We start from the raw sequence: 24718 nt of genomic DNA, 5'->3' as shown, positions 1-24718 counted from the left end.
AGCGATTGCGGTGACGTCAGCGTTGCGCCAGCAAGTGCACGAAGCGCTGCGCGAACTCCTGTTCGCCGCCGGCCTGCTGCTGTACCTGCGCGCCACGAGGGCGGCGGATGCGATTGGAAAATGGGCGTTGTGGGCGCTGGCGGCGTTTCTGGTAGCGATCCAGGCATCCGACGCCGTCGGCCCGCCGCCGCCCAGCGTCGGCGCCCTGGCCTGGGTCGCGCAGGCGCAATGGCTGCTGGTGCTGTGGGGCTATTGGATCGACCGGCACCGGCTGCCGGTCCGTCACTCGCTCAGTGACGCTTGACGACGATGACCGTGCCGCCGCGGTCGAGGTCGCGTATGTCCACGGTCCCGACGGTGGCGCCGGTCGAGTCCCGTATCGTCGTGCTGCGGTTGACGTTCTCGTGCGGAATGCGGATCACCGTCACGCCATTGGTATCGCTGATAACGCCGGGAGTGGTCGGGTTGAAGATCATGCTGGTGAACCTGATCTGCATGTCCAGCACCGCCAGCAGGGGGGATAACGGCGGATTGAGCAGGGTCGCCAGATCGCCGAGCATCGACACGGCGTTGCCGCCCGCCGCAAACTTGGACTCGTGGTCGAACAGGCGATCCGACGCCACCTGCGGCATGATGAAACCCTGCGCCGACACCTGCGACAGCTCCGGGTCGGTCATGCGGTGAAATACGTCTTGCCATGCGTGGGCCGGTGCGGCGACCGCCGGCGCGTAAATGAACAGCGGGGCGAGCAGGCTGCCGGCGAGCAGTGCGGCCGGCAGTCGGTAAGGCGACTTCTTATAGCATTGTTGTAGCCATCCCATAATATCTCCATCGGTGAAGAATCATGTCTGCGCTCTAACGTCGCTATGAGCTCCCTGGCTTGGCGAATCGGGAAAGGTGCGTGGGGATTGCGGCCGCGCGCAATATGCGGTCGTCGATTGGACAGGGTTCGATCGGCAAGAAATCCCGCTATCGCAAGAATGCATTCATAGTATTGCGCTACATCGAATTCCTCGGGGAACTCGCGCAAGGGATCGATGCTGTCGAATGACTGCAATGCAAAACCCGCACGGGCCAGCGCACTCGGCGCACACAGCGCACATCGTGCCGGCTTCGGGCTTACAATCATCCATCACCGTCCTGCGCCGATGGACACTTCCCCGGAAGGTGCGAACACGCCATGACCATTCACCTCAAGCGCGCCTATGATGCGCCCGCACCCGGCGACGGCACGCGGATTCTCGTGGACCGCCTGTGGCCGAGGGGCGTCGCCAAGGCCGAGGCGCACATCGATCTCTGGCTCAAGGAAGTCGCGCCCAGCGCGGCGCTGCGCAAGTGGTTCGGGCACGATCCGCAAAAATGGGACGAGTTCCGGGAGCGTTACCGCGCCGAACTCGCGCAGAATCCCGAGCCCGTCGCGCAACTGCTCGCGCTGGCACGCAAGGGCGTCATCACGCTCGTCTACAGCGCGAAGGATACGGAGCACAACGATGCGGTCGTGCTCAAGGCCTACCTCGAACATGTGAAAAAGCACGGCTAGCCGCCAGACATGCGTCATGGTCCCGTCGTCGCACGGCATGACGCCATTCCCGTTCTTCAAACGATCGCTTTCATGAAGCGGTTTAGCTTGGGCTATCTGCACGAAGCCAACACGCTAAAGGCAGCCGCCATGACAGTAACGACAGCGCCCAACGCATAGCGACCAGAATAGCCTTCTACGTTCTTGTTAAAAAGAAACGTTTCCGAATTACAATTCCTATGACCACCGCAGACAATGGCGGTTCAGTCCACCACGCTTATCTGCCGCCTCGGCTTGGGCGGATATGACTCGCAAGTCCCGGATTGTTTAACCGTCGAAGCAACCCAGAAAGGAAACTTAAATTGATCGCTAAATTCGCACCGTGCGTTACCGTGGCAGTAGCCTCGCTGTTAGCCACGCAGATTGCATATGCAGGGGATTTCAACGTCGCCTGTTCGTATAAGAACGACAATCTCCAGAGGTGCGCTTCTGTGATAGCCGATATTGTTACGGATAAATTCATCGCGAAATTTCCTGCAACTAAATATCAAATCTTTGTTCACTCCAACATCATGAGTTTTACTAACGGTGGCTATTCGGCGTATGCAATTGCAGGAGTCGTCCCTAAGAATTCCGGCCAATTCCCTATGAATAGGTTTGCCAACACAAACATCAATGGCACCGACAAGAAGTTCAGCGCTGTGGAACTCGCCAACTACGAGTTGGAGACCTACCGTTCTGCAGTAAAGAGCCTGATGGAACAGTGCGAGATATCGCCGAGCTGCGATGTCTATATCCCGAGAGAGACGAAATAGGGCGTAATAGGTTTAAGTAAAACAGCCCAATGAATCATTCCGCCGGGGCTGTCAGAAACACAGCGAGAACAGGGGCAGGTCTTGCAACCCGACATACGTGTGATTGCAAGACCTGCCCCTGTTTTCTCACTACTTGCTTGCCGCAAGACGAATGCCAAGGAAAAAAATATGTGGGGTCAGACTCGATTTAATGATTAATCGAGTCTGACCCCACATACCTTGGGAATGGGTGATTGCCCGCTGAGCGAAAGCGGGGCGGACTAAGAATATGTGGCTCTTTCGAACATGGAAGGAGAAGCGGCAATTCTGGCCGCGATAGCGACTGGCGAGTTGGCATACAAAATTTATGATCGCGAATGAATGTAAAGGGTGTGGTCTAACGCGTAGTTCCACTCCGACGCGCGAGTGCACCAGCGGACACAGCCGTTAATTTTTCCTTCAACGATAGGGGGATCTATGCTCTCCAGATTCGTTATTGCAATATCGCTGTTCTGGGCAACCACTCTTTCGTTTGCTCAAGAACGTAATGTCGATGTGGTTGACAAAGTGATCGCCGGCTTGTTTGAGAAACAAAGCGGAAAATTCCTTTGCCTATCGCAAAATGAGTCGCATGCAGCGATCCGCGCCACGGTGATGAAAAGCTTGAAAGGCGTCGACCTCAACCTCAGGGACAAGGCTACGGAAGACACCATTTCGAAGGTAATTTACACCAAGTTCCCATGTCCTTTCTCGCCCGATCGGCCAGAGTTGCGGCCGGCGAAAACTGCCGACGTCACAGGAGCCTGGCTGTTTCCTGAAGCATCTCAACGATACCGGTACGGCCCGAAATCCCCATTATGGGAGTCCCGAGCGGGCCTTCCTCCAATCAGATGCGAGGGAATTTTCTATGGCCCAAACGGCAGAATGGCACTCGATCAAGCCGTCGGGGATGCTGCCTGCCCCACCTTCGAGAAATTGAAGAAAATGGAAGCCCAGGCCAAGGGGGAGGCATGGTCCCTTATCCGGGATGGCCGCATGCGAGTAGGCAGAACTGACGCCCCCAATGATTTTGAGGAATGGGACATCTTTGTCGTCAAGACGAATTTTGATTTTTCTGGAACGAAGTTTCGTAAGGGCGACCTGGTCGAGTACCGCAGGCGTGAAAAAGGTAATGAATTCAATGTGGCGACGATGTTTCGCCACCTGCAGAAAATGCCATAAAGATTAACTTCCTGTTCAACGCCAGCATGCCAGCGTGCGAATCAATGCGGCGACGATCGTCTGCTTTCTGGAGCGGCGCACTTCCGGTCCGGGGCGTACTGAAGCGGGTGTGTGCCGTCCAGAAATGACTGCTCGGCACCAGCTACCTGTCATTCGAATTCATGTGGGAGACTACCGAGACCGGCCATCAGTAGCTCTTCGGTTCAACAACTTGGCGCCTCATTGCATATATTCGCCTACTTGGCGCGCCATCGGTCGGTCGATAGGAGAGTCGACACCACGTCCGCCCTTGTTCAGCACGTGGACATATATCATTGTTGTTGACACATCCGCATGCCCCAGAAGCTCCTGCACGGTCCTGATGTCATATCCTGCTTCTAGCAGATGGGTGGCGAAACTATGCCGTAGGGTATGCGTGGAAGCCGGTTTCGTCAGCTTGGCCGCGATGACCGCCTGCTTGATCGCGCGTTGAATGGTTTGCTCGTATACGTGATGCCGCCGGACGACACCACTGCGCGGGTCGGTCGATTCGTGATCGGACGGGAAAACCCAGAACCATCCCCATTGGGTTCCTGCTGCCGGGTACTTACGCTCCAGTGCGCCAGGCAGCATGACTCTATTCCGTTTATTTAGTCGATCCTCTTCATAGAGCAATTTGGCTTGGGCAATTTGTTCACGAAGCGGTGCAACTAATGCCAGCGGCAACATCGTGATGCGATCCTTGCCTCCCTTTCCCTGTCGCACAATAATCTCTCGCCGCTGGAAGTCAACGTCCTTCACCCGCAACTGAGCGCACTCCATCAGGCGCATTCCCGTGCCGTATAACAGTCGGGCAATCAAGCCATAGACGCCGGACATTTGGGCAAAGATCATTTCCACTTCCTGCCGGGTCAGGACCGTCGGCCGCCTGGCCGGCTTCTTGGGGCGGCTGATGCCGTCAATCCACGGCAACTCGATCTTCAACAGCTTCTTGTAGAGAAAGAGCAATACACAGAGCGCCTGGGTATAGGTAGCACCGGCGACCTTGCGTTCATTGAACAGGTACGACATGAAGGCCTGGATTTCCGGTGCACCCATATCCATGGGATGGCGCAGGCCATGAAAGCGGATATACCATCGCGCCCAATAGACGTAAGCACGTTCAGTGCGGACACTATAATGACTGTCACGAATGCAACGACGCAGCTGATCAAGCAACTTTGGCGGCTGTGATGGAGCAAGAGTGGATGTGACGTCTTTCACGATTATTTATTACTGTTTATTTATACAGTATCGTGCCAAACGCAGGACCGGCGCGGCTTGCGAGGGATCAAACCAAAATGCTTATCAGCCTGTGTTCATGCTTATCAGCTCACCCTGTCCGTATAAGTACCAGTTGGGCGCCATGAAACCCGAGCGCGTTCTTACCGTTAACGATTACTACGACGGTCCCCGTCTAGGCATTGCCGAGGTAAACGGTATCCCGCATATCTACGAGGCCGAGTTCGACCACAGCACCGACGAATATGGAGATACCTATTTTGTTTCCCCAGTGAGCGATGAACTTCTCGCGCTTGTTCTTGAAGACTGGGCTATCTGGCTACGCTGGAATGCGGCCTACAAGCGCAATGAAGTAACTATTGAATCGCATCCGGCGCTTCCCCACGAACGTGCCCGTCATGAGCAACTCAAGACAGCAATTGGCAACCGTATCAGGAGTGATCCCAATAACCGTGCCTATTTGAGGGCACGTTTTGGCTACGTCGCAGCGCAAGGAGATTGGGATGGAACAACCGTGGAGTGGAGGAAACCATGACGCCCAACAATTCGGTCCAGGGGACAGTCGGCCAGCTACGCTGTCCGCCTGCCCCTGACCTCCGTCGTTAAACCACCCATTGAAACTGCCATGTCAGCCATTCGTCGAATAGAGCTACCGCCAGAGGCCTCGCTCCACCGCTATAGACAGAATGGTTCGTACACCGACTGCTATCACATGGATGTGCCTCGCATTGTCTCCTTCAAAGAGTACGTTGCGACGTTTTACACCACCCCATTATTCAAGGTGGAAAGGTACATCCTTGCGCTACTGGCGAGCAGACCATCTTCCGATGCGGGAGCGCTGGAGCTAGCCAGTGGCACGTCATCTAACTTTGCAGTGTGGAGCGTGGAGGATCGCAAGCCCGACCAACTGTTGTTGCGCGATTTTCTTGGCCGCACGCGGTCCTGGCTCATGGCGGCACCACTTGGCGCACGAGCGACCCGGCTCTATTTCGGCTCAGCGGTCGTGCCGTTGTCTCGTTCTTCCGAAGGCGCAGCGTCTTTCGGCTTTGCCTTCCACGCTTTTCATGGTTTTCACCACTTCTACACGAAGGCGTTAATGAGCGCCGCCCGATCAAGGTTGGCGGCGACGTCAAGCGAGCGTCGTTAAACAAAGCGTTGAATGGCCGCTTCCCGGCTTGTCGAAAGACAATCGCTATTCCTGCTTCGGCGGCAATTCGGTCGGCTTGACCTCGACCGGCGCCACGCCTTGTTCATCCATGTCGAGCTGCCTGGCTACCTTGGGAGAGACGTCGACGATGCGGCCATCCACGTAGGGGCCTCGGTCCCTGATTTCGACGTGGGCGCTTTTGCCGTTTTCCAGGTTGGTGACCTTGGCCTTGGTTCCTAATGGCAAAGTTTTGCTGGCGGCGATGTTGGCATCCGGATTCATCGGCGTGCCGTCCGCCATCTTCTTGCCGGCAAGCTTGTGACTGTAATAGGAAGCCTTGCCCTTGCGCGTCTTGCCCGAGCGGTCGGTGGCTGGTGTGGCGGCCTTTTTCGCTTGCTGCTTCTGGGGTTGCGGCGCTTCGGCGGCGAGGGCGTTTGCAGCGATGCAGCAGGAACACAGCAGCGCCAGCGGGAGGATGTTTCGCATCGACATATTCATTTTCTTTGGCGTACTGATGCAGGGAAAGTTGCGCCGGAAAATGCTTGCGCGTTGCAAGAGCGAGGAAGCAGCCGGCGCATCCATTCGACGCCGGCGCGGGTAGATAAGTTTCTAAAATTCCAAGCGGACCGCTGGTGGCGCCGCCTGGGCTTCTACGCGGTCAGCCGTCGTTCGCTGCCCTTCGGGCCGATTTCGTGCACCAGCACGCCCGCGCCTTCGGGGGCGGCGCTGCGCCAGGCTGCGGCCTCGATGGCGCGGCTGGCGTCCTGGTAGCCCTGGTCCCAGCGCCACTGGATCGAGCCCTTCGAGAAATTCAAGTCTTTCGACGCCATCTGCCAGTCGCGCCCGGCATAGGCCAGGCGCACGATGTGCATGGTGGTGTCGACGCCGACCTTGTCGAGCTCCTGGCGTTCTTCCGCGCTCAACTGGTCGTCGGGCACCTTGGCGCGCAGCATGCGTACCAGCCGCCGCAGCTTGTGTCCGCGCAGGTAGGCGTCGATGTGCCGCCGCGACCGCGACGCGTACAGCACGTCCTTCTGGCGCGTGTGCACCTGTTCGATGCTGACCGGCTCCGGCCCTTCCGCGCTCCACAGGTCGACCATGAAGCAGATCGTGTCGACGTGCGGTTCGTCGGCCAGCACCGATTCCAGCGGCGTGTTCGAATACAGGCCGCCGTCCCAGTACAGCTCGCCATCGATGCGCACCGGCGGAAAGCCGGGCGGCAGGGCGCCGCTGGCCATGACGTGCCGGATGTCGATCGGGTGGTGCGCGGTGTCGAAATTCTCCAGGCGGCCGCAGGTGACGCGGATCGCGCTCACCGTCAGCCGCACGCCGCTCGTCCGGTTCAGGCACTCCAGGTCGACCAGGCGCGTGAGCGTCGCTTCCAGCGCGGTCGTGTCGTAAAAACTGGCGTCTTCCGGCGGCACCACCAGGCCGGCGGCGAACGGATTCATCCAGCGCAGCGCATAGAAGCCCGGCACGCCGCGCGCCACCGAGTCGAGCGTGGTCAGCCAGGTGTTGAAGCGCCGCGCCGCGTCCGGTACCTGGTGCATGTCGAGCAGGTCGCTGTGCGCGATCGTGTCCCAGAATTCCTTCAGGCGCGGCAGGCGCTTGTCGCGTTCGTTGCCCGCGATGATGGCGCCGTTGATCGCGCCGATCGAGGTGCCCACCACCCAGTCCGGCGTCAGCCCGTGCTCGTGCATGGCCTGGTACACGCCGGCCTGATAGGCGCCGAGCGCGCCGCCCCCCTGCAGCACCAGCGCCACGCGCGGGCGCGGTGTGACTGTCAACGTCGATTTCGCATTCATTGGTTCGCCATTGCTCGTGGTTTTGTGAGGTAGGCAGGTGCAAGCCGCGATTGGTTCCCGTCGCCGCGGCATGCGCGCCGCAATTGCCCGGGGACGATGCCGCGCGCACATTGTCAAGGATTTGACATTCACGGCGGCGAGGGCGGGCGCACAATGGTGTTGCGCCGCAGTAAAGCATATTTCTAGTGCGCACCTATAATCGAATTCCACCTATAAAAACAGCAGAGACAATGAACACCACGCACTTTCCCCATTGGCCCGCCGGGCTGCCGTATGCCATCAGCACGCCCGACACGAGCGTGTATGCGAACCTGGATATTTCCGCGCGCCGTTATCCGGACCGGCCCGCGATCATTTTCTACGATACCGTGCTGAGCTATGCGCAGGCGCACGCGGAGGTGCTGGCGCTGGCCGGCTATCTGCAGAACGCGTGCGGCGTGAAGCGCGGCGACCGCGTGCTGCTGAACATGCAGAACAGCCCGCAATTCATCATCGCCTACTACGCCATCCTGCGCGCCGACGCGATGGTGGTACCGGTCAATCCGATGCTGATGACCGACGAGCTGCGCCACTACATCGACGACAGCGGCGCCAAGGTGGCGATCGTGTCGCAGGAAATCTTCGCGCGCACCGCCCCGCTGGTCGGCACCACCGGCCTGGCGCACGCGATCGTGGCGACCTATTCCGACTACGCAACGGCTGAAACCGACCTGGCCGTGCCGGATTTCGTGCGCGCCCCGCGCGAGGTGCCGGCCATGCCCGGCGTGGTGGCGTGGCGCGATGCGCTCGGCCAGAAGCAGGCGCCGCGCGCGCACGAGGCCGGCCCCGATGACCTGGCCTGCATGCCATACACCTCGGGCACCACCGGCAAGCCGAAGGGCTGCGTGCATACGCACCGCTCGGTGATGTTCAACGCGGTGGCCAGCCCGACCTGGTCGGCGCCGGTGGTGCCGGACCATGTCACGCTGGCGGTGCTGCCGTTCTTCCACGTCACCGGCATGCAGTCGGTGATGAACGCGATGATCTACTGCGGCGGCGCCATCGTCGTGCTGCCGCGCTGGGACCGCGACGCGGCCGGGCAGTTGATCACGCGCTACAAGGTCACCACCTGGACCCTGATCCCGACCATGATGATCGATTTCCTGTCCAACCCGCGCCTGCCGGAATACGACATCTCCGGGCTGCGCCGCGTGTCCGGCGGCGGCGCGGCGATGCCGGCGGCGATCGCGCAAAAGATGCTGGAGCTGACCGGACAGACCTACATGGAAGGCTACGGCCTGTCGGAGACGATGGCGGCCACCCACATCAATCCGCCGCAGCGCATGAAGCAGCAGTGCCTGGGCATCCCGGAACTGAACGTCGATTCGCGCATCGTCGATCCGGTCACCTTCCAGGAACTGCCGCAGGGCGAGGTGGGCGAAATCTGGATCCACGGCCCGCAAGTGTTCCAGGGCTACTGGAACGATCCGCAAAAGACCGCCGAGGCCTTCGCCGAGCTCGACGGCAAGCGCTTCTTCCGTTCCGGCGACCTGGGCTACATGGACGAGGACGGATTCTTCTTTTTCACCGACCGCTTGAAGCGCATGATCAACGCCTCCGGCTTCAAGGTGTGGCCGGCCGAGGTGGAATCGACGATGTACCAGCATCCGGCGGTGCAGGAATGCTGCATCATCGCCGCGCGCGATCCGTATCGCGGCGAAACGGTGAAGGCGGTGATCGTCAGGCGCCCCGGCGCCGACGCCTCCGAGGAAGAGATCATGCGATGGGCGCATGAAAAGATGGCCGCCTACAAGGTGCCGAAGCAGGTGGAATTCGTCGACGCGCTGCCGAAGTCGGCCACCGGCAAGGTGATGTGGCGCGCGCTGCAGGAGAAGGAGTTGGCGAAATAGCCAGATACGATCTTCTTTAAAAAGGCAGGGCGCGGGCCCTGCTTTTTTTTGCGTGCGCCACTGTGTCAGCTTTTAGCACCGCTGTCCCATATTGCACCAGTGCGCCGCGGAGCGGCCCGCGCACGGCGCTCGAAATCCAGTGGCACGCTCCTTGCCTCGACGTGGTGACCCAATTCACTAAAACGTTAAGGAGGCAACATGAAAATCTCTCTCACCCTGTGCTCGCTGGCCGTCGTGCTGTCCGCTGCCGCGATGCATGCTCCGCCCGCCGCCGCGCACGGCGACGTCACGCCCCAGCCGGTCGACACCAAGTCCCTGCCGCAGCTGGGCGAAGGCTGGCGCGACGAGAACCCGTTCCGCGGCAATACGGAAGCCATCCGCATCGGCAGTTCCGCTTTCAACCAGAACTGCGCGCGCTGCCACGGCATCGAGGCGATCTCCGGCGGCATCGCGCCCGACCTGCGCAAGCTCGACCGCGACTGCATGGGCCAGAAGAATGAAACGAAGCGCCAGGACTGCTTCAAGGAGATCGACCAGTATTTCCTGACGTCGGCCCGGCACGGCAAGGTGCGCAACGGCGCGGTCTACATGCCGCCGTTCGAAGGCACGCTGAGCCAGGAAGCGATGTGGTCGATCAAGGCTTACCTGGAAACGCGGCGCGAGACGAAGTAAGCGCCGCATGCAGGGAAGGCGGCGCGGGATGCACGCCCGCGTCCCTGCCGCGCCGGCAAAGACCGCGCGCCGCCGAACCTTCTGAATAAACCAACAATACCGGAGACAACCATGAAACCCTTTCCCAGGCGCTCGCTGCTGCTTTCGCTCTTCTGCGCCCTGAGCCTGTGCGCGCAGGCCGCCTTCGCCGACCTCGACCAGCTGCGCCACGCCGGCGTGCTCAAGGTGGCCGTCTACAACGACATGCAGCCCTTCTCCGGCAAGAGCGGCGGCATCGACGTCGATTTGGCCAATGCCTTGGCCAAGAAGCTCGGGCTGCGCGTGAACCTGCTGCCGTTCGACGCCGGCGAAAGCCTGAACGACGATTTGCGCAACATGGTGTGGAAGGGCCACTACCTCGGCTACGGCCCGGCCGACGTGATGATGCATGTCCCGGTCGACAAGGCGCTGATGGCCGAAAACAGGAAGGTGTCGATCTTCGCCCCGTACTACCGCGACCGCGTGCGCCTGGTGCGCAATGCGCAGGCGATCCCCGAGTGCGCAGCGGCCGACTGCCTGGTCGGCAAGCGGGTCGGCGCCGAGAAGGTGTCGATCGCCGCCATGGTGCTGCTGGGCGAGCAGGACGGCAAGCTGCGCGACAGCGTGAAAATCTACGACACCGCTGCCGCCGCGCTGGCCGCGCTGAAGGCCGGCGAGCTCGACGCGGTGCTGGCCAACCAGTCGGAGATCGAGTCGGCGCTGCGCGGCGACCCCGGCTATCCGCTGTCGGACCTGTTCTTTGCGCGCCTGCCGCGCCAGGGATGGGTGGTCGGGATGGCGGTGCGGCAGGACGACGTCGAGCTGGCGCGGGCGCTGCAGAGCGCCGTCAACGAACTGGAAGCCTCCGGCGAGATGGCGCAGATTTTCGCAAGGTACGGCGTGCGGCAGGTAAAACCCTGAGCCTGCTTCACGTGCCGCAAGGCCTGCCCGGCGCATCGCCCGGCAGGCCTTTTGTTATTTGCGCCGTGTTGCTGCAGTTTGGAGCAGCGTCCGCCGAACTGCGCAAAAACATGACAGCTGCCGGCGCCATGCTGAACGCCGTGTGGCGCAGGGATGCGCCAAACGGCTTGCGCACGGGCGCTGCATGCCAATCCATGCCGATGGAAGCGACATGGCACGCCTATTGCGAAGGACAGGCTGTTCCGTCAACGCACGGAACATCCCCATCCCCTATTTGACCATCGGAGGCCGACATGACATTCGCACAGGACAGTACAACCGGCGGCAGGGCGACGGCCGCAGCACGCTGACCTAGACCGCAGCGGGACAGATATGGCACACACGACACCGTCCAGAGTGGTGGCCACCGAGGCCGCCGTTCAACTGATCGATACCTTGATGCGGGTCTACGGCCCGCTGATCTTTTTCCAGTCCGGGGACTGCGCCGAAGGCGGCTCGCCGATGTGTTATCCGGCGGGCGAATTCAGCATCGGGCAGTCCGATGTCTGCCTCGGCGTGTTGCACGGATCGGCGTTTTATGTCGGACGCGACGACGCCGAGTATTGGCTGCATACGCAGCTGATCGTCGACGTCCTCGATGGCGCCGGCGGCATGTTTTCGCTGGAGAACGGAACCGGGAAAAGGTTTTTCGTCCGGACCCGGCCGTTCTCCGACGAGGAGTGCGAACGGCTGGCGCGGCAGGCGGCGCGCGAGTGCGTGCGCCAGTAGTTTGAGCATTCTTTCACTACAACAAGGAGGAGCAATGAAAACGAAGAAATCCAATCCGATCCGATGGTCCGTGCTGGCGGCGCTGGTTGTCGCCGGCGGCGCGCAGGCGGCCGGCGTCACCGACGCGATGATCGAGGGCGACGCCAGGAGCGGTAAAGAGGTGCTGAGCTGGGGCATGGGCCAGCAGGGCCAGCGCTTTTCGCCGCTGACCCAGATCAACGCCAAGACCGTCTCGCGCCTGGTGCCGGCGTGGTCTTTCTCGTTCGGCGGTGAAAAGCAGCGCGGCCAGGAGTCGCAGCCGCTGATCCACGACGGCGTCATGTTCGTCACTGCGTCTTACTCGCGCATCTACGCGCTCGACGTCAAGACCGGCCAGAAGCTGTGGAAGTACGAGCACCGCCTGCCGGAAGCGATCATGCCCTGCTGCGACGTGGTCAACCGCGGCGCCGCGCTGTACGACAACCTCGTCATCTTCGCCACGCTCGACGCCCAGCTGGTCGCGCTCGACCAGAAGACCGGCGAGGTGGTGTGGAAGGAAAAGATCGACGACTACAAGGCCGGCTACTCGAACACCGCCGCGCCCTTGATCGCCAAGGGCTTGCTGCTGACCGGCGTGTCCGGTGGCGAGTTCGGCATCGTCGGCCGCGTCGAGGCGCGCAACCCGCGCACCGGCGAACTGGTGTGGATGCGCCCGATGGTGGAAGGCCACATGGGCTACAAGTACGACAAGGACGGCAAGCAGATCGAGAACGGCATCACCGGCACCACCAACAAGACCTGGCCGGGCGAGCTGTGGAAGACCGGCGGCGCGGCCACCTGGCTGGGCGGCACCTACGACCCGAGCACCGGCCTGGCCTACTTCGGCACCGGCAACCCGGCGCCGTGGAACAGCCACCTGCGCCCCGGCGACAACCTGTATTCCTCGTCGACGGTGGCGCTCGACGTCGAGACCGGCCAGATCAAGTGGCATTACCAGACCACCCCGCACGACGGCTGGGACTTCGACGGCGTCAATGAATTCGTCACGTTCGACATGAACGGCAAGCGCATGGGCGGCAAGGCCGACCGCAACGGCTTCTTCTACGTGATCGACGCGAAGAACGGCAAGCTGGAAAACGCCTTCCCGTTCGTGCGCAAGATCACCTGGGCCACCAGCATCGATCTCAAGACCGGCCGCCCGAACTACTCGCCGACCGGCCGCCCGGGCGACCCGACCAAGGGCAGCGACGGCAAGAAGGGCGAATCGGTGTTCTCCGCGCCGTCCTTCCTTGGCGGGAAGAACCAGATGCCGATGGCCTACAGCCCGAAGACGCAGATGTTCTACGTGCCGGCCAACGAGTGGGGCATGGAAATCTGGAACGAGCCGATCAGCTACAAGAAGGGCGCGGCCTACCTCGGCGCCGGCTTCACCATCAAGCCGCTGCATGAGGATTACATCGGCGCGCTGCGCGCGATCGACCCGAAGAGCGGCAAGATCGTGTGGGAAGCGAAGAACAATGCGCCGCTGTGGGGCGGCGTGATGACCACCGCCGGCGACCTGGTGTTCTACGGCACGCCGGAAGGCTACCTGAAAGCGCTCGACGCCAAGACGGGCAAGGAATTGTGGAAGTTCCAGACCGGCTCCGGCGTGGTTGCGCCCCCGATCACCTGGCAGGAAAACGGCACGCAATACGTGGCGGTGGTATCCGGCTGGGGCGGCGCGGTGCCGCTGTGGGGCGGCGAAGTCGCCAAGCGCGTGAACTTCCTGGAGCAGGGCGGTTCGGTCTGGGTGTTCAAGCTGTCATCAATTTAAGTTTCAGGGGCCTTGTCTCCCCCTCCATCTCGCGGAACGCGGATCGTCTTCCACTGCTTTCGTTGAGATCTTTGGGCCGGCGGTGCAAATCGCCGGCCTTTTTTATTGGTGAACGGGCTGGTGCGGGGGCGCGTTCTTGGGGGCGGCCGGACTTGTTCAGCACGGCCTGCAAGCAAGCGTGGAAAATTTTTGATGAGGCAATCGACGCATCTACGCTTCGTAGAATGCGGAAGGAAAAGCGCCTGGGCGCATGAAGTTGATGGGGCTGGGCTAGTGCGGGTACTGGGGTGATACGCAGGTGAAGTGCAAATCCGATACCACAGGGCACGATGCAGACATGACGGCCGGCTGTAATAGACCGTTCTTCAGTCATTGCCAAGCCTCAGTGAATGACAGATTCCGACCCAAACGCGCCATTGCCAGCCCCTAAAAGCGGCCATTCGCCTGCAGAGTCAATGAGAAGCCTTATATTGACTACGGAACCGAGGTCGATTCACTTTTGCAGATTAGCTTTAAATCAATGGACGTGCTTGTAGATGCCCGGACGCTTATTGCAGATGTGCTCGGTCGGCGTTTTCGCGGTACCGGCGGCTTTACTCGGTGAAAAAGACTGACCGTGGACACACCATCATATGCATCACTTAAGCGGTCCTTTTCAATTCCAGAAGTACCTTTTGCTCAATGAAATCGGCAAACACCTGTTTGCCGGTTCTGCCGCCATATTTCTTCGCAACCCGATTCCACCAAGGCATCCCTGCATGGGGTACGTGCCCACATAGTACGTTCCGCAAATTCAAAAAATTCGGCACTTCAAATTTTTTTGCATTTCGGTACGCGAGCGAACTGCAGAAAATGACGATATCAGGACTAATCGCGTGGACCACTGCTCGGAAAACCTCGTTCGCCACCTGCGCGTCTTGTTGGTGAACCTGAATGGAGTCTCCGTTAGTATCGGCCGGCCGTTGAAAGTAATTCATGAATGCTACTTCCGTGAAGGCATTGGCTGGACAAGGGGAAAATAGACTGCTGGTACGCAATGCGCTATCGATGTTCCGGTAGAGAATTGCTTCTTTTTTTCGCCACTTGTTTTTGATGCCATTGGAAATAATGTCTCGCGTCCAAAAACCTTTTGAGGTTTCAGTATCCACCCCGGCATACCATTTAGCTGGATCTAGGTGAAACTTAAATTCCCGCCCTACATAATGACTCTCAGCCACCAGCAATACTTTGCAACTCTGGAAGGGTAACCATTTCCTATCCAGGGACGCATTCGATCATAGCGACGATAGTGCTCAATTTTGTCTAAAAGATGGTCGTATTCGAGGGTATGCAAATTGGGATCAGTGCTCATACATGTAACTCAGCTTCGTTCACATGTGATTGCACCATCTGAGTCAGTGTTTGGACCGCGTTTCGAAAAACATCGACCATAGGCTTATCCCCATGACTTTTCTCGAAATCGGCAAGATCGACCACCAATGTCGGGAGGTCCAAGCTGTTCAAGTCTTGGACAGCCTGCTGCGCAATCCTACGTCGTTCTCCCTCGATACTGAATGGAGCAGTTGCTGCGACGACTACAGGGATACTGCGCTCTTTCATCCGCTTGGCAAGAACTGCCGCAGATACTGTGCCAGTTACTCCTCCAAGGCCAACGACGAGAATGAGACACTCAGGTTTTCCAATTGCGGCTTCCAATTCCGGCAGGGATTCCTCGACTGCTTTGCGCACTATCGAAGGATTGAACGCCCTCTGCGCCGCCCCGTTCGTGGCCCCCAGAGCAATACATTGGAAATTCTCATACTTAGAAAGCGCTTTGACGTCCGTATTCGCCAGCACGATTTCTGTATTTAGTGGTACGTACATCTGGGTCGCCATAGATGAGCCTGCTCCGCCCAGTCCTAAAATCATCACATTTCCCATGCTCTCCCCGCAGAGTTATATCTACATTCTAGCGCTATGCAGGTTCAGTCTCCCCTGCATTGATCTGCCACCCAAAATTAGCAACGTCGGCTTTTGGCGGTCATCGGGCTACGTCGACAGGCCGGTATTGGCCGGGACCAGATGGTGCCTCTCTCGCCTCAAGTGTCTGATTCCCGGCAAATTACAGACCAAAGTGCTTGGTGTCCCACTGACTACGTGGCGAACCTCAACCATTGAGCCCTGGTACCCGTGTCGATCATCTGGCAGGCGCGGCACCTGCTGCTGCCGGTTCCACGCCTGCGGTATCTCTTCTATCTTTATCAAGGGAACCGCCGCCACCACGCTAGTGACGCGACGAGGCAGGCACGCTAAAAAAGATACATCGTCACCCGATCATCGACATTAGCGAGCTGCGTTGGCTGCTTAAAGCTCAGTATCCGGCGCGCACCGTTGAAACGCTTCTTCCAGTAAGCCAGGTCCAACGCATCCACGCGCACCTTCGCGCCCGAGCGGGGCGCGTGGATGAACTTGTTGCCGCCTAAGTAGATACCGACGTGGGAAAACGCACGCCGCAATGTGTTGAAGAACACCAGGTCGCCCGGTTGCAGCTGGTCGATGTCAACTTTCTCTCCCACCCGACTGATCTCAGCCGCGGTGCGCGGCAGCTCCTGCGCTGCCGTGTCGTGGAAGACGTAGTCCACCAGGCCGCTACAGTCAAAGCCGCGCCCCGGAGACGTGCCGCCGAAGCGATATTTGCTTCCTACTAGGGCGAGGGCGCGCGCCGTGATCTCATGCGTCGGCCCGCTCATGTCAGCGGCAGGTTGCGCGGTGCTGGCCCCGGAAGAGGACAGATCGGCACTGTGCGCGCTGGCGACCAGACAGCAGGCAAGGAGAAAAGTGACGCTACGCATGGGTGTTCCCGGGATGCTCTGATGGTTCGTAAATCTTGGAAGCATTGGAGCGTAGTGGAAACCGTGTTATTGCGTCAAAACCAATAAGGTAAGGATTTGTTTCCATGCATGAAACGGCCGACGCCCAGCGGGAACCAAACGGGTCTGGTGGCCAACGTCCGTCGATGCCGGCTCGATGCGTTGGGCATCCACCCATTCACTCGTCGGCTTCAGTGGCGCGGTGCAGCCCTAGCCCCGGCCGGGTGTTCCGGCCTGCGCCAACCCAAGGCATATCTTTCTTTTGAAAGGCGGTTCATCCGCTTATTGAGGAACAGTCCACTCATGGCCGGTAGTGCCTGGAAGGCACGCTTGAGGAGACGGCAGCTATCGGCTGCCTTTCAGACGACCACTAGAGCGGGATGAAGGAGAACTGCCGACCCAAATCGGCCGGTCGGCCTTAACGATAGCGGTCATTCTCGGCTCGATTCAACATCTGAATCTGGCCGCATTTTCTGCGCCATTTCTATGCCGTCGTCACGACTGCGGGTCGAACCCGAAGACACGCAGCTCCTGGTCGCAGCGGCAAGCCGTCGCGAAGCGCGTGGCCCACGCGACGGCTTCCTCGCGCGAGGGCAGTTCGAGCACGGTGAAGCCGCCATTGAGCGGGGGAGCCCACGGGTAGCCGCCCTCGGCGACCGTGCCGTCGGCCGAAACAAGCGCGGGCGGAACGTCTTCGTCGATGCCGCCGCTAAAGACGTAGACGCCAGCGGCCTTAGCTTCATGGATCACGGCGTGCGCGTCGCGGCTTACCGCGTCCCACTCGCCATCGGGTACTACCATCGCCGCGCTGGGGAAAGAGATCAGGTACTTGGCCATGAAGCTTCATCTTTAGGATTGATGGTTGGAAACGCGTGAGCGGCCTGACTTATTGGATACCCAGTTAAGCAGTTGTCTGGGTTCCTCTGTATGGTATGCCGACGTCCGAACACTCTTCCATGGTACATCTGCTTGCGGCCGATCTCGCTGCCTGGATGTGCTTCCCGTGATGACCAGTCTGCGTCTGGTTCCAGCCGGCCGGTCCTCGGCTGCGGGGCAGCGAGAACGACCCAAAGCCGCCTCCCGGCAAGTGGGGAAGCTGCCGTTCAATGTAGCTAGCGCTGACCGACACGCTTGCGTGGCAGCGTCGAGCGGCAGGTTAAAGTGTTTCATCACCACTTCCCAGTGAGTTGAATTAAGCGAAGGAATACGACCACTGCCGCCTGCAGCGCATCCGCAATTTGCAGGAAACGCAGTCCGCCGTGCACGGCCAATCGCGGCTACCAAGTTGGCAAATCATCATCTTGCATAGATTTCAACTGGGACATTTTGTCTCGATGTATGGAATTTGCTTTTAAGTAGAATGCCTCAGAACGTGCAGCAGGATCATACTTGCATGGCTTTTCGCTGACGTTTCAGATGGTTTGAACAAAAAAGAAGCTGTTGAAGCAGCGTTTTGAGGTAATGCTCTTCACGATAGATAGTGCCAAGTAATAGCCTGGAAATACTCAAAATCATGGATTGGTTCCCTATAGTCGCCGGTACGTTCAAGGTTCTCGCGTTAGGCACGGGCATGTTCTTCGCCATCAAGTGGCATTACGATCAAGGACCGAAGGAGATGGACAAGCGCGCGTTGCTACGCGCGGGCGGCAAGGTGGCCGCAGTCTTCATGCTATCGCTCCTGGGCCTGGTGCTCGTCACCTTCGTCCTTGCCAGAAGGCTCGGTTTGGACTTGACCTTCCCTTAATGGAAAGAATAGTCGGCCGATATCCAGTGATGCGGCAGCCACTCCCCGATGCAGCTATTGGGCAGCGTCGGCAGGCGGGGCAGAGCGGAGCGGGTCTGCTCGGTGGCATTGGATTTAGATGTCTATCTTTATTACGAACCTTGCGTTCGTCGGACAACCAGAACTTGTCACTTCATCGAAGATGGCAATCTTCCTCGCGCCGCTGACAGCAGGGGGCAGGCTACCTTTGGCTCCAGGCATTCGGGAAACCGCTTGCTTCAGATGACGAAGTCGAAGCCATGGATTTCGAACAGCAATCTTGACGTGGGGTAGCTGTCCGCTTTCGGCCGTCTATCGTCTTTCCTTGCCATCTTTCTTCGTCGATCTGCTTGCTGAACGTAACCGGACACCGAAGACCTGCCTGCAAAATTGCTCTCGCCCATTGCAGGCAATCAACACGTCCCTATGACGAGGGAGTACAGTCTCCTCTCTCGCTGGTATTCGCGCCCTCGATAGAGCGGGCAACAGATCACGAAGCCGCGGGTAATTCAGGGAAAGTTTCGTTGTGCAACACATTAATTACATCTACACTGAGCAGCGTCGACGTCGTGGAGGATAAGGTATGTCATTGAAAAATCTGATGGTTCACCTGGATCAAAGCGAGCGTACTTCTTGCAGGCTGGCTTTGGCCGTATCGCTTGCGCGCATGCACCAAGCGCGCCTGGTTGGGGTGTTTGGGCAGCTGGCGCAATCGCAGAGCGTAGGCGTGGTGTCCTCTTGGCCCACCCCGGAATACGCCGCCGCCGCAGAGGCGAGCAAGGCTGCATTTGAGGCAGCCGCGGCCGGCTTGCCGCAGGCCGAGTGGCACGACATTAATCGCGGCAGCGAAGCTGAAGTGGTGCGACGGATGACAGATTGGGCGCGCCACGCCGACCTTGTCATCATGGGGCAGAATGACGACAAGATCAGCCCTAGTGTTCCTGCCGATCTGACCGAAGAAGTCGTGCTTAATGCCGGACGCCCCGTACTGATTATCCCTTACATCGGCAAGTTCACCGAAGTCGGCAAACGCCCGCTCGTTGCATGGAGCAATGTGCGTGAGGCGGCCCGTGCACTCAACGACGCACTGCCATTGATGGAAGGGTGTGAAAAGGCGACCGTCATGTCGTTTGCCACCAACGCGGAAGAGGGACGCAGCGCATGCGATCATGTCATTCGCCATCTGGCCTGCCACGATATCCAAGCCCAATCGCAAGTCATGCTGGTCACTGACATCGGCATCATGGACATGCTGCTCAACGCAACCACCGACCTTGCGACAGACCTGCTCGTCATGGGCGCCCAGGGACATATCGGATTGCCGTTTATGAGTCGCGGCGCTGGAACCCGCTACATACTCAGGCACATGACCGTACCAGTGCTCATGTCCAATTAAGCGTTTGAGTTCGTCGGGGGAACAGAGATTTCAAGGCAGCTGTTCCCATCCGACGCAAGCAGGCGTGAGAGGTCGCACTGCTTGCCCGCCGGGTAGTTTCCGGGGGCGCGATGGACTGCATCGTCCACTTCGATTCCGAGGTGCATGGTGTGCACTAAACCGGCGGCTGCTCACCATCCATCTGCGATTGTGAATCAAGGAGCGGAGCCAGCGCCCCGTTATTTTGCTTTCGCCTTGCGATCAGGCGTGGAAGAATCCACGGTGGTAGCTTAACAGGCGGCGTGCGATCGTTGCTTCCTGTACGCGCTGGGCACGCGGCGAAAGATGCTGCTCGGCCTCTGCCCGCAGGGCGGCTTTCTCTTTCATTAAGAAATAGCAGCGCAGGCCGACGCCGGCAACGGCGACGCCGAGGGACAAAAATTCGAGATATTCCATGGCGGGCTCCAAATCATTGATACGTTGGAAACCAGAATACGGACTTCCGGGCAGCAATGCCAATTCAAAGCTGGGATAGCCAACATTTCCTCGGTGAATATCTGTATGTGAGGTAGGGGACAGCCTTCAGTGATTGCAAGACCGGCTTTACGCACAGATAAAAATAGGGGGCACGGGTTGGATGTGTAGAGAGCAGTAAGCCTGCCTAAGGCTTGGCCAGTCCGGCGCGAAACTGAAGGTAGTCGGCCGCGACTTTCTCGTCGCGTTCTATCATCGGCAAGTGGCCGACGTTGGGCAGGATAATCACTTGCGAGCGTGGCAGCAGTTTATGCAGGATCGCGGCGCTGTCAACATGCAGCGCGCGATCTTGCTCACCCCATACGATCAGGGTCGGCGTTTGCAGTCCCGCGACACGCTTTTCGAGCGTATTGTCATTCTTGGTTTGCTCAAAAATACGCGCATGCAAATCGTAATTGACGATGCTTTCCTGCGCGATCACGTTCTTCACAAAGCGCGGAATATAGGGCGGATCGCTCATCACGAAGCTGAACAGGCGCGCAAACTCTTCCTCGTTTTTCGGCAGCAGCGTGTTTTTCCCGCTGCGCTGCATGCTTTTTGCCAGGTCGCCGGGCGGGGCGCTCCACACGCCAGCCGGTGCCAGCAGCCACAGGCTGCCGACTTGATCCGGATAAAGCGATGCATAGGTCAGCGCGATCTGCCCGCCCATCGAGCTGCCGCCCAGGTGCAGCTGCTTGATGCCGAGAGCCTGTGCCAGCGCATGCAGATTGCCGGCTTGCGAAAGGGCCGTATAGTCGGCTTGTGGCGGGTGCGACGATTCGCCAAAACCGATCTGGTCCGGCACGATCACGTGGTAGCGGGGCGTCAGGTGGCGCGCCACGCGCGTGAAGTTATCCTTGTCCGCGCCAAAGCCGTGCAACAGCATCAGCGGCTCGCCTTGCCCGCCTTCGAGATAAACGTAGTGCAAACCGTTGGGCAAGTCGATTTCCTTGCGGACCATGCCGGAACGGGAGCGGTCGAGGTCGAGCAGAATGGCGGTGGCGCGTTCCGGTGCGAAGTGGGTGAAGGCGAACACGCAGGCCATGAACGCGGTCAAGGCCACTAGAGTAAATTTCAGTATGCGCATGTGACAGTTCCTGTAAGCGAAATTATCGATGTAATGGAGGGTGTTGAGTGGCGGCCATTCTGGTCAGGTCTTGTAATCCACTATATGCGTGATTGCAAGACCTTATCCCGTCCTCTGCTCTGGCGCGCGGAGTGAAGACGATCAGCAAGATACCCCGGATGGTTTCAACGTCGGCGGTGTGCTCGACCAACAAGTTGAACTACCTAAAATTGACTTCATCGGATTGTTTCTGAATTCACCCGCCTTTGTGCTTCATATTCGTTCCTCACTTGGCGCTTGCAGTCGTATTTTTGTTGGCCGTCGTATTTATCGCACTGACGCTCGGCCTGATATTGAAATGACTTATTCACTTCATTTGTGGCCTCACTTAGGGTTTGAAGACGAACACTACCGCAAGCAGCCAAAAGATGCAGGCAGCAAGGAAATAGAAAAAGAATGCGTGATTTCATGAAGCGTGCTTTCAGAAAAGATGGAGCAACCAGAAATGATGAAACGAAGCGGATGTCATGACGCAGCCCAACATTGAAATTCAGTGGCCGCCGAAGGCGATTTGCTGGAATGATGGGATGGGCCTCATCGCCTAGAAACGAAGGTCAAAATAGAACAGCGGAACCTCCTGCTTTCGCATTCGATGCAGTGTCCACACTGTGTATCCAGAGAGTAAGGCAGACATGAGGTGCGGATTTCCTCCTGCCAATTCATACTGGTCGATGTCATTCCCAGCATAACCATCGACTCCTCGAATCTTCGTGTAGTAGTGCGTTACGTGAATCAAATTTGAAATCACGGATGTGCCAAGAATCGCCTGTGCATACGGTGAACCACGAAGCCCTTTGTGCTGCAGCACAAGCTCCCCTGCCAGGTTTGCTGCGGCGAGGCCAGAGATTGCGACAAGTCTCTCCTGGCCTTGAGTGAGGGGGGGAGCGAAATTGCCTGAGGTCTGTCCACTGAAGATCGTTCCGCGTCGCGGCACTTCAATGGTGATGTCGGATGCGCCCAGGGCTTTGTAGACCATCGCGTGGCCTGCTTCATGGATGTAGATGCTGCTGTAGATGCCGGCGACAGATTCGAGTGCATTCAAAATGTCTTGCTCCAGAGCGAAGGCACTGCACGGAAGAAGCAGAAGAAGTGGGAGAAGTATGCGTCGCATTAACTGATTTTTTGGGGGTAATTGTTATTTCTACGGACAGGATTCGCCGTTATGTACGGCACTCTGCCGTTACGCGCGGCGACCGACTCACCGCGACAGCCTGTTTCGCTCAAAAGAAATGCCGATATGAAACCTCCCAAGCCTTGCGTAAAGGTGAAGCGCCGTAATCACTGAACAAATCGCCACTATCGACCTGACATTGCCAGGTGATTTCATCGTGCGTCCAACGGTAGCGGAGCTCAATCCAGGAAAGGCGACTGTGATCATCACTGTTGCGGCGGACCATCGCCGCCAGATCAAGATGGTTGACCAGCATGTCCTGCCAAGTCGCATAGAAGAACGCTGCATGGCGTGTCGGCATTTCCTGCGCCGATTGCGCAAACTGGCGATAACGGACGTAGGCTGGCAGTGACACCCTCGGCAGTGCATCCCACTGCGCCTTTTCAAGGCCGGCGCCGTTGTACTGATATTCAAAGGTCAGTGAGAGTTTGTGGCTGGTGGTGTAGGTCAGGCCGGTCGCAATGCGGTTGCGGAATGCCTTGTCCCCGTCTTGACCCAAGGCTTGCGCCAGCAGCAGCGGACTGCGTCCGCCTGACCATTCGAAATAGGCCACCGTCGCGTCATTGATCAGCTTGGTCAGATTCATGCCGAACTGCGGCGAGGCACCCTGATTCTTGTACAGCAGCCACTGCGGGTGCAGATCTTCGCTGATCCGCTTGCTGAAGATCAGCAGGCCGCGGTCGCGCTGATTGGTCGCTCCCCAGTCGGGCAGGTAAGCAGGGGAACTGGGAGGATCGCTCAATGCGGGGGAATACAGCGCCGTCAGCGAGGCGCCGTCCCACAGCATCTGCCCGCGCAGCATTGCGCTGCCCTGACGGTTTTTCTTGATGATGGTCGGATCGACCGACACAGGCGAGCGCAATGCGCCTTCGCGGAAGAAGTCGGTCGGGTTGTAGCCGAAAGCTACGCCGGAATACTGATTGACGTAGCCAAGATCGACGATAACGTCGTTGCGCTGCTGCCAGCTGAGGTACGCTTCCTTCAGCGTGTTAATCGATTTTCGCTGCTCGAACCGATGCTGCCAGCCGACGTCGACCCGGTCGGCCAGCATGGCGCGCAGTCCGGACGCCAGCGTCGCGTCGGCCTGCAAGTCGACCGACAGGCGCTGGGTGGAGCGATCCTCTTCGGCGAGCGCGGTGTTACGAATTTGCGCGTGTGCAGCCGCCCCCTCAACAAACAACTGCCAGACCCGTGCGCTCTCGGCTGCCTGATGCGCGCTGCCGGGCAGCGACAAGGCTGCCTCATCCGGGTCTTCCGCCCAGGATGCGCCGGCCAGCAGCGCCAGCGCCAACGCGAATGCCGGCCGCACGGCTATTCAGGCTTGAAGCGCGGCAGATAGTCGCGCTGCAGCCAAGCCTCGGGCACCTCTCGCTCTGCCCAATTGGTAAAGCGCAGCACCGTTACCCACTGCGGATCCAGGCCGTCGATGATCACGGTTTCGGTCGGCCGCTCGGCTCCCAACTGCTTTTCGTACTGGCGGTAATAGGCGGTTTTCAGCAGCCGATTGCTTTCGCTGTAGAAGCGGGACTTGACCGGGCGATTGCTGGAGGTGTCGATCCACACTTCGATGTGGTAATAGGTCACGTCCGGCTTGATCGCCTCGAGCGCCAGCTTGTGGCAGTTCCGCTTCTGCCGGTCGCCGTCCAGCACCTCCTCTTCGCCCACCAGCGTGGCACGATAATCCTTGGCGAGATTGAAGGTGACGACGTCGCCGTTCGCCGCCTGGCCAAGCAGGCGCTGCTGCGGTGAAATCCGGATGCTGGCCTTGTTGGCCGGATCGTAGAACCACAGGTCGTTGCCCGACTTTAGCATCAGCTTGTTGGCGTCCCGCGCCGGGGCGACGAAGCGGATCAGGCTGCGAAACTGACCGCTGTCCTTGTCCGCCTTTGAATACACGGCGAGCGTACTGACGTCGGTCTGCTTGCCGTTGCGGTACTCGGTCAGCGTCGTCGTCAAACCGAACGGATGATCGGGATTGCGGACGGCGTCGCTGGCCGCAAGGATTTCCTGCGCGCCGGGTTTGGCACATGCGGTGCCGGTACTGAATCCCCAAACCGCAAACAAGACAGCGCTTATAAATTGCCGCTTTTTCATATCGCGTTATTCCCTTGGATGG

Annotated in this window: 28 protein-coding genes; 15 read left to right on the top strand and 13 right to left on the bottom strand. The window is 59.1% G+C overall.

Annotated features, from left to right (window positions below; genetic code table 11):
• Positions 1 to 10: 10 nt before the first annotated feature.
• Positions 11 to 304 (top strand): hypothetical protein, encoded by a 294-nt coding sequence (locus tag FAY22_RS16125; protein ID WP_146331156.1) that lies wholly within the window; start codon positions 11 to 13, stop codon positions 302 to 304.
• Here FAY22_RS16125 and FAY22_RS16120 read toward each other — a convergent pair.
• Complete coding sequence (locus FAY22_RS16120; RefSeq protein ID WP_146331155.1) at positions 291 to 821, bottom strand: hypothetical protein; 531 nt, start codon at positions 819 to 821, stop codon at positions 291 to 293. The genes FAY22_RS16125 and FAY22_RS16120 overlap by 14 nt on opposite strands.
• Positions 822 to 901: 80 nt before the next feature.
• Here FAY22_RS16120 and FAY22_RS22020 point away from each other — a divergent pair, with 80 nt between their 5' ends.
• From FAY22_RS22020 to FAY22_RS16105, 4 genes are all read left to right on the top strand, one after another.
• Entirely contained in the window at positions 902 to 1051 is a 150-nt protein-coding gene (locus FAY22_RS22020; protein WP_168204856.1) for a hypothetical protein, read from the top strand.
• Between the two features lie 129 nt (positions 1052 to 1180).
• Positions 1181 to 1540, top strand: coding sequence for a DUF488 domain-containing protein (locus tag FAY22_RS16115; protein ID WP_146331154.1), 360 nt, complete (start codon positions 1181 to 1183; stop codon positions 1538 to 1540).
• Between the two features lie 341 nt (positions 1541 to 1881).
• The gene (locus tag FAY22_RS16110) at positions 1882 to 2334 is read left to right on the top strand and encodes a hypothetical protein (RefSeq protein ID WP_146331153.1); all 453 of its coding nucleotides are present in this window, start codon (positions 1882 to 1884) and stop codon (positions 2332 to 2334) included.
• A gap of 456 nt (positions 2335 to 2790) precedes the next feature.
• Complete coding sequence (locus FAY22_RS16105; RefSeq protein WP_146331152.1) at positions 2791 to 3534, top strand: hypothetical protein; 744 nt, start codon at positions 2791 to 2793, stop codon at positions 3532 to 3534.
• A 219-nt stretch (positions 3535 to 3753) separates the two neighbouring features.
• On the opposite strand, the gene FAY22_RS16100 is transcribed toward FAY22_RS16105, so the two are convergent.
• Complete coding sequence (locus FAY22_RS16100; protein ID WP_146331151.1) at positions 3754 to 4776, bottom strand: integron integrase; 1023 nt, start codon at positions 4774 to 4776, stop codon at positions 3754 to 3756.
• Positions 4777 to 4918: 142 nt separating this feature from the next.
• On the opposite strand from FAY22_RS16100, the gene FAY22_RS16095 reads away from it, so the two are divergent.
• Complete coding sequence (locus FAY22_RS16095; RefSeq protein ID WP_146331150.1) at positions 4919 to 5329, top strand: hypothetical protein; 411 nt, start codon at positions 4919 to 4921, stop codon at positions 5327 to 5329.
• A 90-nt stretch (positions 5330 to 5419) separates the two neighbouring features.
• Complete coding sequence (locus tag FAY22_RS16090; RefSeq protein WP_146331149.1) at positions 5420 to 5941, top strand: hypothetical protein; 522 nt, start codon at positions 5420 to 5422, stop codon at positions 5939 to 5941.
• Positions 5942 to 5986: 45 nt separating this feature from the next.
• Here the strand turns inward: FAY22_RS16090 and FAY22_RS16085 are convergent, their stop codons facing one another.
• Positions 5987 to 6427, bottom strand: coding sequence for a septal ring lytic transglycosylase RlpA family protein (locus FAY22_RS16085; protein ID WP_146331148.1), 441 nt, complete (start codon positions 6425 to 6427; stop codon positions 5987 to 5989).
• Positions 6428 to 6591: 164 nt separating this feature from the next.
• The gene (locus FAY22_RS16080; RefSeq protein ID WP_146331147.1) at positions 6592 to 7746 is read right to left on the bottom strand and encodes a patatin-like phospholipase family protein; all 1155 of its coding nucleotides are present in this window, start codon (positions 7744 to 7746) and stop codon (positions 6592 to 6594) included.
• Between the two features lie 230 nt (positions 7747 to 7976).
• On the opposite strand from FAY22_RS16080, the gene FAY22_RS16075 reads away from it, so the two are divergent.
• From FAY22_RS16075 to FAY22_RS16055, 5 genes are all read left to right on the top strand, one after another.
• Positions 7977 to 9635 (top strand): long-chain fatty acid--CoA ligase, encoded by a 1659-nt coding sequence (locus FAY22_RS16075; RefSeq protein WP_146331146.1) that lies wholly within the window; start codon positions 7977 to 7979, stop codon positions 9633 to 9635.
• Positions 9636 to 9833: 198 nt separating this feature from the next.
• Entirely contained in the window at positions 9834 to 10307 is a 474-nt protein-coding gene (gene pedF, locus FAY22_RS16070; protein WP_146331145.1) for a cytochrome c-550 PedF, read from the top strand.
• 111 nt (positions 10308 to 10418) lie between these two features.
• Positions 10419 to 11246: an ABC transporter substrate-binding protein gene (locus FAY22_RS16065; protein ID WP_146331144.1), complete on the top strand. Its 828-nt coding sequence runs from the start codon at positions 10419 to 10421 to the stop codon at positions 11244 to 11246.
• 372 nt (positions 11247 to 11618) lie between these two features.
• Complete coding sequence (locus FAY22_RS16060) at positions 11619 to 12014, top strand: DUF779 domain-containing protein (protein WP_146331143.1); 396 nt, start codon at positions 11619 to 11621, stop codon at positions 12012 to 12014.
• Positions 12015 to 12048: 34 nt separating this feature from the next.
• Positions 12049 to 13806, top strand: a complete 1758-nt coding sequence (locus tag FAY22_RS16055; RefSeq protein ID WP_146331142.1) for a PQQ-dependent methanol/ethanol family dehydrogenase — start codon at positions 12049 to 12051, stop codon at positions 13804 to 13806.
• Positions 13807 to 14447: 641 nt separating this feature from the next.
• Here FAY22_RS16055 and FAY22_RS16050 read toward each other — a convergent pair.
• The 4 genes from FAY22_RS16050 to FAY22_RS16035 all read right to left on the bottom strand — a co-directional run bounded on the left by FAY22_RS16050 (position 14448) and on the right by FAY22_RS16035 (position 17456).
• Complete coding sequence (locus FAY22_RS16050) at positions 14448 to 14954, bottom strand: hypothetical protein (RefSeq protein ID WP_146331141.1); 507 nt, start codon at positions 14952 to 14954, stop codon at positions 14448 to 14450.
• A gap of 199 nt (positions 14955 to 15153) precedes the next feature.
• Complete coding sequence (locus FAY22_RS16045; protein WP_146331140.1) at positions 15154 to 15726, bottom strand: hypothetical protein; 573 nt, start codon at positions 15724 to 15726, stop codon at positions 15154 to 15156.
• Between the two features lie 368 nt (positions 15727 to 16094).
• Positions 16095 to 16637: a C40 family peptidase gene (locus FAY22_RS16040; RefSeq protein WP_246860535.1), complete on the bottom strand. Its 543-nt coding sequence runs from the start codon at positions 16635 to 16637 to the stop codon at positions 16095 to 16097.
• Between the two features lie 513 nt (positions 16638 to 17150).
• Positions 17151 to 17456 (bottom strand): YciI family protein, encoded by a 306-nt coding sequence (locus FAY22_RS16035; protein WP_246860534.1) that lies wholly within the window; start codon positions 17454 to 17456, stop codon positions 17151 to 17153.
• A gap of 712 nt (positions 17457 to 18168) precedes the next feature.
• On the opposite strand from FAY22_RS16035, the gene FAY22_RS16030 reads away from it, so the two are divergent.
• Entirely contained in the window at positions 18169 to 18399 is a 231-nt protein-coding gene (locus tag FAY22_RS16030; RefSeq protein WP_146331137.1) for a hypothetical protein, read from the top strand.
• Positions 18400 to 19000: 601 nt separating this feature from the next.
• On the top strand, positions 19001 to 19813 hold the full coding sequence (locus tag FAY22_RS16020; protein WP_210411837.1) for a universal stress protein: 813 nt from the start codon (positions 19001 to 19003) through the stop codon (positions 19811 to 19813).
• A gap of 240 nt (positions 19814 to 20053) precedes the next feature.
• Here the strand turns inward: FAY22_RS16020 and FAY22_RS16015 are convergent, their stop codons facing one another.
• Together FAY22_RS16015 and FAY22_RS16010 are read right to left on the bottom strand one after the other, a co-directional pair.
• Positions 20054 to 20248: a hypothetical protein gene (locus tag FAY22_RS16015; protein WP_146331136.1), complete on the bottom strand. Its 195-nt coding sequence runs from the start codon at positions 20246 to 20248 to the stop codon at positions 20054 to 20056.
• A 205-nt stretch (positions 20249 to 20453) separates the two neighbouring features.
• Positions 20454 to 21392, bottom strand: a complete 939-nt coding sequence (locus FAY22_RS16010) for an alpha/beta fold hydrolase (RefSeq protein ID WP_146331135.1) — start codon at positions 21390 to 21392, stop codon at positions 20454 to 20456.
• 88 nt (positions 21393 to 21480) lie between these two features.
• On the opposite strand from FAY22_RS16010, the gene FAY22_RS16005 reads away from it, so the two are divergent.
• Entirely contained in the window at positions 21481 to 21843 is a 363-nt protein-coding gene (locus FAY22_RS16005) for a hypothetical protein (protein ID WP_146331134.1), read from the top strand.
• Positions 21844 to 21972: 129 nt separating this feature from the next.
• Here the strand turns inward: FAY22_RS16005 and FAY22_RS16000 are convergent, their stop codons facing one another.
• The 3 genes from FAY22_RS16000 to FAY22_RS15990 form a co-directional block, all read right to left on the bottom strand.
• Positions 21973 to 22473, bottom strand: coding sequence for a hypothetical protein (locus tag FAY22_RS16000; RefSeq protein ID WP_146331133.1), 501 nt, complete (start codon positions 22471 to 22473; stop codon positions 21973 to 21975).
• A 178-nt stretch (positions 22474 to 22651) separates the two neighbouring features.
• A complete protein-coding gene (locus tag FAY22_RS15995) occupies positions 22652 to 23893 on the bottom strand; it encodes a hypothetical protein (RefSeq protein WP_146331132.1) in 1242 nt (413 codons plus the stop codon).
• 20 nt (positions 23894 to 23913) lie between these two features.
• Complete coding sequence (locus tag FAY22_RS15990; RefSeq protein WP_146331131.1) at positions 23914 to 24696, bottom strand: outer membrane lipoprotein-sorting protein; 783 nt, start codon at positions 24694 to 24696, stop codon at positions 23914 to 23916.
• Positions 24697 to 24718 lie beyond the last annotated feature (22 nt).

The organism is Noviherbaspirillum sp. UKPF54, assembly GCF_007874125.1.
In the GTDB taxonomy this organism is placed as follows: domain Bacteria; phylum Pseudomonadota; class Gammaproteobacteria; order Burkholderiales; family Burkholderiaceae_D; genus Noviherbaspirillum.
This window is presented reverse-complemented; position numbering and strand designations above follow the sequence as displayed.

What these genes read in the sequence shown, in the direction of transcription:
- FAY22_RS16080 (WP_146331147.1), bottom strand. Translation starts at nt 7,746, where the DNA reads ATGAATGCGAAATCGACGTTGACAGTCACACCGCGCCCGCGCGTGGCG.
- FAY22_RS16015 (WP_146331136.1), bottom strand. Translation starts at nt 20,248, where the DNA reads ATGGAATATCTCGAATTTTTGTCCCTCGGCGTCGCCGTTGCCGGCGTC.
- FAY22_RS16105 (WP_146331152.1), top strand. Translation starts at nt 2,791, where the DNA reads ATGCTCTCCAGATTCGTTATTGCAATATCGCTGTTCTGGGCAACCACT.
- FAY22_RS16035 (WP_246860534.1), bottom strand. Translation starts at nt 17,456, where the DNA reads ATGGTAGTACCCGATGGCGAGTGGGACGCGGTAAGCCGCGACGCGCAC.
- FAY22_RS16060 (WP_146331143.1), top strand. Translation starts at nt 11,619, where the DNA reads ATGGCACACACGACACCGTCCAGAGTGGTGGCCACCGAGGCCGCCGTT.
- FAY22_RS16055 (WP_146331142.1), top strand. Translation starts at nt 12,049, where the DNA reads ATGAAAACGAAGAAATCCAATCCGATCCGATGGTCCGTGCTGGCGGCG.
- FAY22_RS16030 (WP_146331137.1), top strand. Translation starts at nt 18,169, where the DNA reads ATGGATTGGTTCCCTATAGTCGCCGGTACGTTCAAGGTTCTCGCGTTA.
- FAY22_RS16020 (WP_210411837.1), top strand. Translation starts at nt 19,001, where the DNA reads ATGTCATTGAAAAATCTGATGGTTCACCTGGATCAAAGCGAGCGTACT.
- FAY22_RS15990 (WP_146331131.1), bottom strand. Translation starts at nt 24,696, where the DNA reads ATGAAAAAGCGGCAATTTATAAGCGCTGTCTTGTTTGCGGTTTGGGGA.
- FAY22_RS16085 (WP_146331148.1), bottom strand. Translation starts at nt 6,427, where the DNA reads ATGCGAAACATCCTCCCGCTGGCGCTGCTGTGTTCCTGCTGCATCGCT.
- FAY22_RS16120 (WP_146331155.1), bottom strand. Translation starts at nt 821, where the DNA reads ATGGGATGGCTACAACAATGCTATAAGAAGTCGCCTTACCGACTGCCG.
- pedF (WP_146331145.1), top strand. Translation starts at nt 9,834, where the DNA reads ATGAAAATCTCTCTCACCCTGTGCTCGCTGGCCGTCGTGCTGTCCGCT.
- FAY22_RS16040 (WP_246860535.1), bottom strand. Translation starts at nt 16,637, where the DNA reads ATGCGTAGCGTCACTTTTCTCCTTGCCTGCTGTCTGGTCGCCAGCGCG.
- FAY22_RS16010 (WP_146331135.1), bottom strand. Translation starts at nt 21,392, where the DNA reads ATGCGCATACTGAAATTTACTCTAGTGGCCTTGACCGCGTTCATGGCC.
- FAY22_RS16045 (WP_146331140.1), bottom strand. Translation starts at nt 15,726, where the DNA reads ATGGGAAATGTGATGATTTTAGGACTGGGCGGAGCAGGCTCATCTATG.
- FAY22_RS16115 (WP_146331154.1), top strand. Translation starts at nt 1,181, where the DNA reads ATGACCATTCACCTCAAGCGCGCCTATGATGCGCCCGCACCCGGCGAC.
- FAY22_RS16075 (WP_146331146.1), top strand. Translation starts at nt 7,977, where the DNA reads ATGAACACCACGCACTTTCCCCATTGGCCCGCCGGGCTGCCGTATGCC.
- FAY22_RS16090 (WP_146331149.1), top strand. Translation starts at nt 5,420, where the DNA reads ATGTCAGCCATTCGTCGAATAGAGCTACCGCCAGAGGCCTCGCTCCAC.
- FAY22_RS16065 (WP_146331144.1), top strand. Translation starts at nt 10,419, where the DNA reads ATGAAACCCTTTCCCAGGCGCTCGCTGCTGCTTTCGCTCTTCTGCGCC.
- FAY22_RS16095 (WP_146331150.1), top strand. Translation starts at nt 4,919, where the DNA reads ATGAAACCCGAGCGCGTTCTTACCGTTAACGATTACTACGACGGTCCC.